General features: G+C 39.3%; 13 protein-coding genes. 12 read left to right on the top strand and 1 reads right to left on the bottom strand.

Annotation, left to right across the window (positions count from 1 at the left end; translation table 11 throughout):
• Nucleotides 1–21 precede the first annotated feature (21 nt).
• From Q0948_RS03415 to Q0948_RS03360, 12 genes are all read left to right on the top strand, one after another.
• A complete protein-coding gene (locus Q0948_RS03415) occupies nucleotides 22–219 on the top strand; it encodes a hypothetical protein (RefSeq protein ID WP_035325349.1) in 198 nt (65 codons plus the stop codon).
• A gap of 12 nt (nucleotides 220–231) precedes the next feature.
• Nucleotides 232–1347, top strand: coding sequence for a glycosyltransferase (locus tag Q0948_RS03410; RefSeq protein ID WP_298347721.1), 1116 nt, complete (start codon nucleotides 232–234; stop codon nucleotides 1345–1347).
• On the top strand, nucleotides 1338–1907 hold the full coding sequence (locus tag Q0948_RS03405) for a sigma-70 family RNA polymerase sigma factor (protein WP_298347723.1): 570 nt from the start codon (nucleotides 1338–1340) through the stop codon (nucleotides 1905–1907). The genes Q0948_RS03410 and Q0948_RS03405 overlap by 10 nt, the downstream gene beginning before the upstream one ends.
• The gene (locus Q0948_RS03400) at nucleotides 1904–3139 is read left to right on the top strand and encodes an NRAMP family divalent metal transporter (RefSeq protein ID WP_298347725.1); all 1236 of its coding nucleotides are present in this window, start codon (nucleotides 1904–1906) and stop codon (nucleotides 3137–3139) included. Before Q0948_RS03405 ends, Q0948_RS03400 begins: the two co-directional genes overlap by 4 nt.
• A 75-nt stretch (nucleotides 3140–3214) precedes the next feature.
• Complete coding sequence (gene tgt / locus Q0948_RS03395; protein ID WP_298347727.1) at nucleotides 3215–4345, top strand: tRNA guanosine(34) transglycosylase Tgt; 1131 nt, start codon at nucleotides 3215–3217, stop codon at nucleotides 4343–4345.
• Nucleotides 4346–5422 (top strand): LptF/LptG family permease, encoded by a 1077-nt coding sequence (locus tag Q0948_RS03390; protein ID WP_298347729.1) that lies wholly within the window; start codon nucleotides 4346–4348, stop codon nucleotides 5420–5422.
• On the top strand, nucleotides 5409–6314 hold the full coding sequence (locus Q0948_RS03385; RefSeq protein WP_298347731.1) for a DMT family transporter: 906 nt from the start codon (nucleotides 5409–5411) through the stop codon (nucleotides 6312–6314). Before Q0948_RS03390 ends, Q0948_RS03385 begins: the two co-directional genes overlap by 14 nt.
• Before the next feature lie 80 nt (nucleotides 6315–6394).
• On the top strand, nucleotides 6395–7348 hold the full coding sequence (locus Q0948_RS03380; RefSeq protein WP_021778310.1) for an acetyl-CoA carboxylase carboxyltransferase subunit alpha: 954 nt from the start codon (nucleotides 6395–6397) through the stop codon (nucleotides 7346–7348).
• Between the two features lie 167 nt (nucleotides 7349–7515).
• Nucleotides 7516–9072: a replicative DNA helicase gene (dnaB, locus tag Q0948_RS03375; protein ID WP_298347734.1), complete on the top strand. Its 1557-nt coding sequence runs from the start codon at nucleotides 7516–7518 to the stop codon at nucleotides 9070–9072.
• Nucleotides 9073–9233: 161 nt separating this feature from the next.
• Complete coding sequence (locus Q0948_RS03370; protein WP_298347736.1) at nucleotides 9234–9815, top strand: hypothetical protein; 582 nt, start codon at nucleotides 9234–9236, stop codon at nucleotides 9813–9815.
• A gap of 74 nt (nucleotides 9816–9889) precedes the next feature.
• Complete coding sequence (locus tag Q0948_RS03365; protein ID WP_363317793.1) at nucleotides 9890–11074, top strand: asparagine synthetase B; 1185 nt, start codon at nucleotides 9890–9892, stop codon at nucleotides 11072–11074.
• A 5-nt stretch (nucleotides 11075–11079) separates the two neighbouring features.
• Entirely contained in the window at nucleotides 11080–11610 is a 531-nt protein-coding gene (locus Q0948_RS03360) for a hypothetical protein (RefSeq protein WP_298347739.1), read from the top strand.
• 89 nt (nucleotides 11611–11699) lie between these two features.
• Here the strand turns inward: Q0948_RS03360 and Q0948_RS03355 are convergent, their stop codons facing one another.
• Nucleotides 11700–12236, bottom strand: a complete 537-nt coding sequence (locus Q0948_RS03355) for a DUF2911 domain-containing protein (protein ID WP_298347741.1) — start codon at nucleotides 12234–12236, stop codon at nucleotides 11700–11702.
• Between the last annotated feature and the right edge of the window lie 130 nt (nucleotides 12237–12366).

The raw sequence follows: 12366 nt of genomic DNA, 5'->3' as shown, positions 1-12366 counted from the left end.
ATCTTTGTACAAAATAATTGTATGGAATTACTCTTGATAACATTAGTCCTTCTAGCACTATCGGTAGCAGGAATTGCGATAAAAATTTGGGCAAAAAAAGACGGTAAGTTTGCCGGTACTTGTGCCAGCCAGAGTCCATTTCTTAATAAGAGTGGAGAAGCTTGTGGTATGTGTGGTAAAATGCCCGAAGAAATGGGTGATTGTTCTGGAGATAAGTAAGCATAACAGCTATTGGAACAATTTTATCCCGCACTATTTTATACTTTAATAGGAGTCACGTTTGTAAACGTGGCTTTTTATGTTTTCTACTGGTTGTTCGCTTTCGCGAAAGCGTCCCAAAAACCTAATACCTCATTACCACCAGTTTCTGTTATTATTTGCGCAAAAAATGAATCGCAAAATTTACAAAAGAATGTCTCGGTCATTCTAGAGCAAGACTATCCAGAATTTGAAATTATTCTCATAAACGACGCTTCAAGTGATGATACAGAAGAGGTGATGGAAGCCTATGCTCTCGCTCATAAAAATGTACATCAAGTAAATGTGGTAAATAACGAAGCCTTCTGGGGTAATAAAAAATATGCACTTACCTTAGGTATAAAAAGAGCTACACACGCACATATGGTTTTTACAGATGCAGACTGTGTGCCTGCCTCTCCACAGTGGCTTAGGCATATGGCAGGCTCTTTTGTTGCTAAAAAAGAGATCGTACTAGGGTACGGAGCATATCAAAAAATAAAGGGTTCATTTATAAATAAACTCATTCGTTTTGAAACTCTAATGACTGCCATACAGTATTTTACCTACGCAAAGGCTGGTAGACCTTATATGGGTGTAGGCCGTAATCTTGCTTATACTGCAGCTATGTTTTATGAGCAAAAAGGGTTCATAAACCATATGAAAATCAAAAGCGGCGATGATGACTTATTTGTAAATCAAGCAAGTACTAGAAAGAACACAGCCCTACAATATCACCCAGAGTCTTTTACGATAAGTACGCCTAAAACCTCTTTTGGTGCCTGGATTACTCAAAAGCGTAGACACATAACTACGGCTAGTCATTACAGGTTTATAGAGAAATTTTTCTTGAGTCTTTTCTATGCGAGTCAGTTGTTGTTTTTTATTGTTGCTATAGTCGTACTTGCCCTAATGTACAGGTGGGAGTGGGCACTTGCTATAGTGGGCGTGCGTTATTTTATAGCTTGGCTTGCTGTAGGTTTTAGTGCTGGAAAGCTTAGAGAGAAAGACGTGGCTTATTTTTATCCTATTTTTGAGATAGTACTTGTGTGCGTGCAATTGAGTATCTTTATAAGTAACCTTATCTCAAAGCCCACTAAGTGGAAGTAACTCCAGAAAAAATTCAACTTGAAATTACGAGAGCAAAAGCTGGAGAGCAAAGTGCTTATAATTTCTTGCTCAACTCCTTTTGGAGTGAGGTATATGGTTTTCAGCTCAAGCGTACTAAAAATGCTTATGATGCAGAGGATATAACCATACAGACATTTTCTAGAGCCTTTGCAAAAATTGATACTTTTAAAGAGGAGTACAAATTTGCAACCTGGCTAATTACCATCTCAAAAAACATCCATATAGATATCATAAGAAAGAAGGAGTCTTCTATACGTTCTAAAATCTATGATGGTGATCAAGAGCGTGTTTATAAGGTTGCAGACCTTAATCCTTCACCAGAAGATGTGCTCATCAAGGAGCAAAACCTAGCGCAACTTTTAGGTTTTGTAAAGATGCTTAAGCCTCACTATCAAGAGATGATTAATTTACGCTACTTTCAAGAGATGAGTTATAAGGAAATGGCAGAGCATCTGGATGAACCTATGAGTAATGTAAAAGTAAAATTACTACGTGCAAGGAGATTGCTAGCAGATATAATTAAAAAGGCAGATCATTGAAAGCGGTGCCTTTTAAAAAGCTGGGCCCGGGTTTACTCTTTGCCGGTGCCGCCATAGGTGTGTCTCACTTGGTACAAAGTACGAGAGCAGGAGCAGACTTTGGTTTTGGTCTTTTATGGGCGCTCATACTCGTTAATATTATAAAATATCCATTTTTTCAGTTTGGACCTCGTTATGCTTCTGTTACAGGTAATAGTTTACTTGTGGGGTATAAAAAACTAGGAAAACCCGTGCTCTGGGTGTATTTCTTTTTGACCTTAGGAACAATGTTTACTATACAAACAGCTGTGACTATTGTCACGGCAGGTATTGCTGTTCAGCTATTTGGTATATCTAGTGATATAGCTATATGGAGTGTGGCAATAACGTTGTTATGTGCTGCTATATTAGCAATAGGAAAATATCGGATATTAGATAAGTTGATGAAAATTATCATCATCACACTCACTATAAGTACATTGTTTGCTGTTTTTTTCGCTTTTCGCGAAAGCGTAATAACACAAGGTACAGGCGCTACGACAAATTTAATTCAACTACTTCCCACCGAAGGTGCGGCAATCGCTTTTTTAATCGCCTTTATGGGGTGGATGCCGGCACCGCTGGACATCTCAATATGGCATTCTTTATGGACATTAGAAAAAGGAGATAGAGGAGAGGAGGCTGTGCGTAATTCTATTTTTGATTTCAATGTGGGGTATGCAGGTGCTGTAGTACTCGGTGTTTGTTTTATGACACTGGGAGCACTTGTAATGTATGGTAGTGGCGAGACATTTTCATCAAAAGGTGGGGTTTTTGCAGGCCAGCTTATTAATATGTACACGGCAAGTCTAGGTGACTGGGCAACGGTGCTTATAGGTGTAGCTGCTTTTACAACTATGTTTAGCACCACACTTACCACGCTAGATGCTTCGCCTAGAGCACTTGAGGCAACAACAGCCCTGCTAGGTATAGGTTTTAAAAAGAAGGGGTATCTATTCTGGCTTCTAGTTCTTATACTCGGGACCTGCGGAATATTGTTTTTCTTAATAAGTGAGATGGGGGTGCTGGTAAAGCTGGCTACGATACTTTCATTTCTCACAGCTCCGTTTTATGCAATTTGTAATTACCTTTCTTTTATGGATAAAGAGATTCCTGAATCCCATAGATTATCTCTAGGTATGCGGGTGCTAAGTATCGTGAGTATTATAGCCTTAGTAGGTTTTAGTATTTGGTACGTGATTACTCTGTTTTAGTCGCTGGGGCAACTTGCTATTTTAACTATTGCTCAAGTGCGTGTATTTACTCGTTTAAAACTATCTTTGCCCCTTATGCAATTTGACTTACTTACTACAGATCCTGCTTCAAAAGCGAGAGCAGGAAAACTTACTACAGATCACGGTGTTATTGAGACACCTATTTTTATGCCTGTTGGTACCGTTGCTTCGGTAAAAGGGGTGCACCAGCGCGAGTTGAGAGAAGATATAAATCCAGACATTATTTTGGGTAATACGTATCACCTATACCTACGTCCCAAAATGGATATCTTAAAGCGCGCAGGAGGATTACATAAATTTATGAACTGGGATCGACCTATTCTTACAGATAGTGGAGGTTATCAAGTATACTCGCTTTCTAATAGACGTAAAATTAAGGAAGAAGGAGTACGTTTTAAGTCACACGTAGATGGGTCTATGCACCTTTTTACTCCAGAAAATGTGATGGAAATACAGCGCCAGATAGGGGCAGATATTATGATGGCCTTTGATGAGTGCACACCGTATCCTTGTGATTATAGGTATGCAAAACGCTCTATGCATATGACACATAGATGGCTAGATCGTTGTATTAATCATTTTAATAAAATTCCTGCGTTATATGGTCACGAGCAAGCACTCTTTCCTATAGTACAGGGAAGTACGTATAAAGATTTAAGAGCACAGTCTGCAGAGTATATTGCAAATGCTGGTGCTTTTGGAAATGCCATAGGTGGTCTTTCTGTAGGAGAACCGGCAGAGGAGATGTATGGTATGACAGAGGTTGTAACAGCTATCTTACCTGAAGAAAAACCTAGATATCTTATGGGTGTAGGTACACCTATAAATATTTTGGAGAATATTGCGTTAGGTGTAGATATGTTTGACTGTGTGATGCCTACTCGTAATGCACGTAATGGTATGTTATTTACCGCTCACGGTAGTATTAATATTAAAAATCTCAAGTGGGAAGATGACTTTTCTCCTATAGATGAGATGGGTATTACTTGGGTAGATACAGAGTATAGTAAGGCTTACTTACGTCACTTGTTTAAGTGTCACGAGTTATTAGGTATGCAAATTGCTACTATACATAATCTAGGATTTTATATGTGGCTCGTACGTGAGGCAAGAAAGCATATTTTGGCTGGAGATTTCTCAACTTGGAAAGAGAAAATGGTTAAACAAATGGATAATCGTTTATAATTGAAAATATTAGATTGGTATATCATAAAGCGCTACATCGGGACATTTGTCACGATGCTTGTGCTATTTATACCTATAGGGATTATCGTAAACCTTGCCGAAAAGATTGATAAAATTCTGGCAAACGAGGTGCCCTTTGGAGAAGTGGCCTTGTACTACCTTAATTTTACAATCTACTTTGCAAATCTGTTATTTCCTTTATTCTTATTTCTCTCGGTAATATGGTTTACCTCTAAGCTGGCAAACAATACTGAGGTGATAGCCTTTTTGAGTAGTGGGGTGTCTTTTACACGCTTCTTGCGTCCTTATCTCATAGGCGCCACAGTAGTTTGTGCTGGAGCCTTTATAATGGGTACGTATCTAGCTCCAAGAGCAAACAAGGGTTATAACGAGTTTATTTTTGAGTATCTCAAAAAAAATAAGAAGGATAAAAATACAAGAGACGTATATAGACAGATAAACGCTGGTGATTATATCTACGCGAGTAGCTTTAACCCGCGCACAAAACGTGGCCGTAATTTTACTTGGGAGCATTTTGAAGGTAATAAAATGACCTATAAGATGAGTGCTACTCAAATAAGATTTAATGAAGAAGATACGACCTATACACTCTATGGTTTTAAAAAACGCATTATAGGAGAAGATGGAGATGTGCTTATAAAACAAGCAAAAATAGACACCACCTTTGCGTTTGACATAGATGACCTAACCCCTGTAGAGTATATAGCAGAAACACTTAACACACCAGAGCTTAGAGAATTTATAGCAAAAGAGAAGGCAAGAGGGTCTTCATACATAAGCCGTTATGAGGTAACGTTACAAAAACGTTACAGTCTACCTGTAGCCGCATACATACTCACAATTATAGCGGTAGCTGTTAGTGCAATGAAGCGTCGTGGAGGTATGGGTATTAACCTCGCATTTGGTATTGTGTTAGCCTTTGTATTTATATTTTTTGATAAAGTTTTCGGTACTCTAGCAGAGCAGTCAGACTTCCCGCCGCTGGTGGCAGTCTGGACGCCTAATATTCTATTTGCAATACTTGCAGCATACCTCCTCCAAAATGCAAAACGATAGACTCAAAGCCTATTTACATTTTCATCTCATAGTTTTTATCTGGGGCTTTACGGCCGTGCTTGGCGCGCTTATCACTATAGATGCAGTGCCACTTGTATGGTTTAGAATGGGACTCGCCAGTTTATTTATATTTATCTATATAAAAGTACGTGGTATCTCTCTTGCGCTTTCGCGAAAAGCGTTACTGGGTTTCTCTATTGCGGGTCTGGTTATTGCCATACACTGGCTTACCTTCTTTGGAGCAATAAAGGCATCTAATGTATCTATAACACTGGCTATGATGAGTACTGGGGCCTTCTTTACAGCCTTGCTTGAACCTATTTTTTATAAACGAAAATTAATTTGGTATGAGCTTCTCTTTGGAGGAATTGTAATAGCTGCTTTATATATGATTTTTGAGGTAGAGACGGCATATCGTACAGGGATATTACTAGCCTTACTGTCTGCTTTTTTATCTGCCGTATTTACCTTGATAAATGGGAAGTTTATTGCAAATCATAACCCTACTAAGATCTCATTTTATGAGTTACTTATAGGTACAGCTTGCATCACTTTATATTTTGTCATAGCACAGCCAGCTACATTTTTTTCTATGGAGTTTTTTAATCTCCCTACGATGGACTGGGTGTACATAGGCATACTAGCCTCTATATGTACGGCTTATGCCTTTATAGCTGCTGTGGCTGTAATGAAGCATTTGAGTCCATACACTATAATGCTTACTATAAATTTAGAGCCTGTTTATGGGATATTGCTAGCCTTTATGGTGCTAGGCGATACAGAGCAAATGAGTACAGAGTTTTACTACGGAGCCTTAGTTATACTTGCCGTGGTAATCGCAAATGGCATCTTAAAAAACACTAAAAAATTCAAGGCTGTTAAAGAGGCTTGAGTCTGTTAAGAAAACCATTATATTTGTAGACTAATCCTAACCGAAAAGATAGTGTCGTAAGACACCATAAAACCCTGAAGATGGAATATTTAGATTTCGAATTACCCATTAAAGAGCTTGAAGAACAACTGGAGAAATGTGCCTTAATAGGGCAAGAAAGCGATGTTGATGTTACCCAGACTTGCAAGCAAATAGAGAAAAAACTAGCTGCTACCAAAAAAGATATTTATAAAAATCTTACAGCCTGGCAACGTGTCCAGCTGTCTAGACACCCTAACCGTCCTTATACATTAGATTACATAAACGCCATCTGTGGAGATACTTTCTTAGAGCTACACGGAGATCGTAATGTAAAAGATGACAAAGCGATGATAGGTGGCTTAGGTAAAATAGACGATCAGTCGTTTATGTTTATAGGGCAGCAAAAAGGTTACAACACAAAAACACGCCAGTACCGAAACTTTGGTATGGCAAACCCAGAAGGATACCGCAAGGCACTACGCCTTATGAAAAGCGCCGAAAAATTTGGAGTACCTGTAGTATCTATTATAGACACACCAGGAGCATACCCAGGTCTTGAAGCCGAAGAGCGTGGTCAAGGAGAAGCAATTGCTCGTAACATCTTAGAGATGACACGCCTTAAAGTGCCTATCATTGTAGTGATTATAGGTGAAGGAGCCAGTGGTGGAGCTCTAGGTATAGGTGTAGGAGATAAAGTATTAATGCTAGAAAACACGTGGTACTCTGTAATATCACCAGAGTCTTGTTCTTCTATATTATGGAGAAGCTGGGAGTTTAAAGAGCAAGCTGCAGAGGCACTTAAGCTTACTGCAAAAGATATGAAAAAGCAAAAAATCATAGACGAGATTGTAAAAGAACCACTAGGTGGTGCACACGCAAATCGTCCTGAGACTTTCCTTACAGTAAAAGATTCAATTCTGAAAGCGTTTGATGAATTTAAGAACTTATCACCAACAGAATTAGTAGATCAGCGTATGGAAAAGTATTCTCAAATGGGAGTCTTCAAGGGCTAACAAGACCTTTTTCACTTGATGCCATAATCCGCACTTTGTAAGTGCGGATTTTTTTACCCTTATTAACAATATTTTCAAGTTGTTAACAGTTGCATTGTTAATGACCTGTGAGTACTACGCTTTCGCGAAAGCGTAACTCGCACAACTATTTTTTTACATTCGTAGCTATGGAACAAACCAAGCCAAAACCAGCATATAATACTTCTAAGGGTCAGGTAATTAGCCTTGAGAAAGGTAAAATACCACCACAAGCACTTGATCTTGAGGTAGTTGTGCTAGGTGCGCTTATGATTGATAAGAAGGGTGTAGATGAGGTAATAGACATCTTATCACCAGAGGTTTTTTATAAAGAACAGCATAAACACATCTTTGAGGCGATACGCGTACTCTTTGAAGAAGGGCAGCCAGTAGACTTATTAACCGTTTCTGAGCAGCTCAAGAAAATGGCAAAGCTGGAAGCGGCTGGAGGTGATTATTACCTTATACAACTTACTCAAAAAGTAGCCTCTTCTGCACACATTGAGTACCACGCACGTATCATCTTACAGAAGTTTATACAGCGATCACTTATTAAAATCTCAAACGAGATTATAGAAGAAGCATATGATGAGACCACAGATGTTTTTGACCTACTAGACACTGCCGAGACTAAGCTATATGAAGTAACACAGGGTAACGTAAAGCGTAGTTCAGAAAGTGCGCAGAGTCTCGTAATACAAGCTAAAAAGAAAATTGAAGAAATAGCAAACCAAGAGGGGCTCTCGGGTATACCTACTGGTTTTCATAAGGTAGATGAACTTACCTCAGGATGGCAACCATCAGATTTAATTATCGTGGCGGCTCGTCCAGGTATGGGTAAAACGGCTATGACCCTTACGATGGCTCGTAATATGGCGGTAGACCAGAATGTGCCCGTAGCCTTCTTCTCTCTGGAGATGTCTTCTGTACAACTCATCACACGTTTGATCTCGTCTGAGACGGGGCTTTCTTCTGAGAAGTTGCGTACTGGTAAACTAGAAAAACACGAGTGGGAACAGCTTAACGTAAAGGTAAAGAGCCTTGAGAAAGCACCACTATTTATAGATGACACACCGTCGCTTTCTATTTTTGACTTACGTGCAAAGGCGCGACGTCTAGCATCGCAGTTTGGTATTAAAATCATAATGATAGATTACCTCCAGCTTATGACGGGAGGATCTGCAAATAAAGGAGGCGGTAACCGTGAGCAGGAAATTTCTATGATTTCTCGTAACCTCAAGGCGCTTGCAAAAGAACTTAGTGTACCTGTAATCGCACTATCGCAGCTATCACGTGCGGTAGAGACGCGTGGTGGTAGTAAACGACCACTATTGTCTGACCTGCGTGAATCTGGAGCGATCGAGCAGGATGCAGATATTGTATCATTTATTTACCGTCCAGAATATTATAAGATAGAGGAGTGGGATGATGAAGAGCGTAGCCCGACTGAAGGTCAAGGAGAGTTTATCGTGGCTAAACACCGTAACGGGGGTCTAGATAACATCCGTCTTAAGTTTATTGGTCACCTAGGTAAATTTGATAACCTAGATGAATTTACAACACCGTATGAGTTTGCAAGTAGTATGAATGCCGCTGCAAATGATGATACCTTTAATCCTAATGCACTACCTAGCGCAGATGACGCCTTTGGCGGTCCAGCACCAGGACTACCTAGTGAAGAAGAAGATGATGGAGTTCCTTTTTAGAACATAATGTAATTATAGAAAAAGCCTCAATAGTATTGCTATTGAGGCTTTTTGTTTTTATAACAATCCACAATCTAGAGTTCATCTTTTTTAGGATGTCTTTTGGCACGCTGCTTGTCATAACAAATCTGTATTTTTAACGTTATACAATGAGCTACTAGATGAAGTATATTACCGTACTATTTTTATTTATTTCAGTGTCTATTTTTGGACAGCGATTACAGCAAGGTCAAAAGTTATGGTCAGCAAGTAATCCCTTAGAAATAGCCAATTTTAAGATGAAAATAAATGATACAGAAAACGAGGCATTGTACAGCCAGTTTTCGATGTCATATCAGGTAAGTGGTTTTTCATTTTTGAGTAAAAATTTTAATCAAAAAATACTCAATATATTTCTTGGAGAGGCTTCTTGGATAAATGAGACTGTTTTAGAAAATCAACAAGCGCAACTCGCTTTTCAGCAACTGCAGTTTGATCTTAGTGAAGTTTATACTAGGAAGTTTAGAAAACAGGCACTTATTGAGAAGAAAAAAGTACTCAAAGGTTTTGATCACCTTCAAGTGATTAGTAATAAATTAATGTCTGAGTTTTCTCAAGAGCGGGCACTTCTTATTAGAGAAACGGAAAGTGGTCGTAATACTCAAAAACTATCTGAATGGAAGGAGCGAATACAGGGTAAATTGAATGCTTTAAATGAATTCCGATATGAGAATAAGAAAAAAATTAAAATAGCAAGACCTTGAATAAAAGAAATCTATTATTGTTTTTCCTTGTGTTGAATTTCGCTTTCGCGAAAGCGTCATACATCCTCATACCTATGGATGTAGAGACACAAAAGGAACACCTCAAAGCCTATGGGATTACCTACTGGTCACTTAATAAAAGCCAGAAGGTAAAATGGTTACTCAACTACCGTGGCGGGTCATTTTTATTACCAGACACTGAGGAGGTACGCCGTGAGTGCACCATACGTGGCGTCTCTTATGAGGTACTCTCAGATAGTCAGACCGAAAAAATTCTTACAGAGATTGCGAGTCCATCGCAAAATATGGAGGCTGTCGTATTAGAAAAAGCGCCAAAAATTGCCGTTTATACGCCAGATAGTAAAGTGCCGTGGGATGATGCCGTGACGATGGTACTTACCTATGCAGAGATTCCTTATACGACTATATATGATAAAGAGGTGCTAAGCGACCAACTCATATTATATGACTGGTTACACTTGCATCACGAAGATTTTACAGGCCAGTTTGGAAAATTTTATGGAGCCTACAGAGCCGCACCTTGGTACATAGAAGAAAAGAAAGCCGCCGAAGCACTTGCTGCCGAGCTAGGTTACAGCAAAGTGTCTGAAGAGAAGCGAGATGTTGCTTTAAAAATACGTGACTACGTAGTGGGCGGTGGTTTTATGTTTGCAATGTGTAGCGCGACAGATAGTTTTGATATTGCACTCGCTGCAGAGGGTGTAGATATTTGTGAACCTATGTTTGACGGAGATCCTAGTGATCCTAGTTATAGCTCAAAGATTGATTTTAAAAAGACCTTTGCTTTTAAGAATTTCACGCTAGAGCGATCGCCTACTATGTATGAGTTCTCATCTATAGATATGACCCGCAAGCGCAAGATTCCTTTTAGTACAGATTATTTTACGCTCAAAGATTATAGTGCAAAGTGGGATCCTATTCCTACAATGTTATGCCAGAACCATACGGCACTAGTAAAAGGATTTATGGGGCAAACCACGAGTTATGACTCAGAGGTTATAAAATCTAATGTGCTCGTGATGGGCGAAAATCTTACTAATGGTGAGGCACGTTACATACACGGTATAAAAGGTAAGGGCTTTTTTACATTTTATGGAGGGCACGACCCAGAGGATTACCGTCACCGCGTGGGAGACCCAAAAACAGAGCTTGAGCTTCATCCTAACTCACCTGGGTATCGTCTTATACTAAATAATGTATTGTTTCCTGCGGCTCGTAAGAAAAAACAAAAAACCTGATTACGTTGTTACGCCTAGTCTACATACTGTGTGCAGTTGCACTTATGGCCACTGCAGATGCTCCAGAGCGATTTGCGTGGAGCGAGACACGTGCGTTGCAGTGGTCAGATTTTAAAGGATCACCGGGTACGCTAGATGGCTGGGCAGCTAGTTCTAGTACGGGTATGAGTCAGGGGTATGCTTCAAATGGTCAAGGCTTTTTAGATAAAAATAGCATTACCGTAACCGCACATTTTTATCCAGAATACTCGTGGGTGCGACATAAAGAAAAAACAAAACACCTGCTCGCACACGAGCAAACACATTTTGATATTACAGAGGTCTATGCTCGTAAACTCCAGGCACGCATTGCTGCCTATAACTTTACAGAAAACGGCCTAGAAGAAATTAAAGCCATTTACCAAGAAGTAGAGCAAGAGCGCATTGCTACCCAAAAATTATTTGATAAAGAGTCTAGCCATTCTATAGATCATATGAAAGAACTACAATGGGAGCTTAGAGTAGCCAGATGGCTCGATGGAAACTTTGAAGAATAGAGAACTAAATACTTATTCTAACACATAAAAAAAACTGGATTCTCATTTTTGAGAATCCAGTTTTCTGTTTCTTAGCCTAAAGCCTGTTTTTAGTTGTAAAAAGGTACTTCTACGCGTGCATTACCCCACGCCATATGTAAGTGTGCACCTTTATCTTCCGGAGTAAATTCCATACCAAAATATTCTATAGACTCATCTTCCATAGTAACTGGTACTGTGATACGTGCTACGTCATTTTCTGGTTTGTAAAAATAAGATCCCCATACGTTAAGGTCAGAGCTTAAAATTACTGTCCACTCCTTACCGTTAGGCATTGCATACATTGTGTATGTTCCAGCTTTTACTGGAGTCTCACCTAGTTTCATATCCTTATATAATGTAACCTCTACAGCCTCATTTGCTCCTAGTCTCCACACTTTACCTTCTGGGGCAAGTTTAGAGATCTCACGTCCTTTAAGTTGTGGTCTGCTGTAAGTCACTTTTATGTCTTTATTTGCCTCCTTGTAATTTGTAGGGAAAGCAGCCTGGTCCATAGGACTCTTGTCTACATTAAAATCTTGAGCATTAAGTGATGGTGCTGCTACAAAGGCAAGAGCAACCATCGCAGTCATAAGTACATTTTTCATAGTTAATTAATTTTTGTGTTAAAAGCCCTATAAGGCCTTGAGTTATAGTGTAAAGTTAAGACGTAGGTCGGCAAATTTTATTAAAACTTTCAAAATGTTTTTAAAGTACGCTTTCGCGAAAGCGTATACC

The organism is uncultured Dokdonia sp. (genome assembly GCF_947496725.1).
In the GTDB taxonomy this organism is placed as follows: Bacteria; Bacteroidota; Bacteroidia; order Flavobacteriales; family Flavobacteriaceae; genus Dokdonia.
This window is presented reverse-complemented; position numbering and strand designations above follow the sequence as displayed.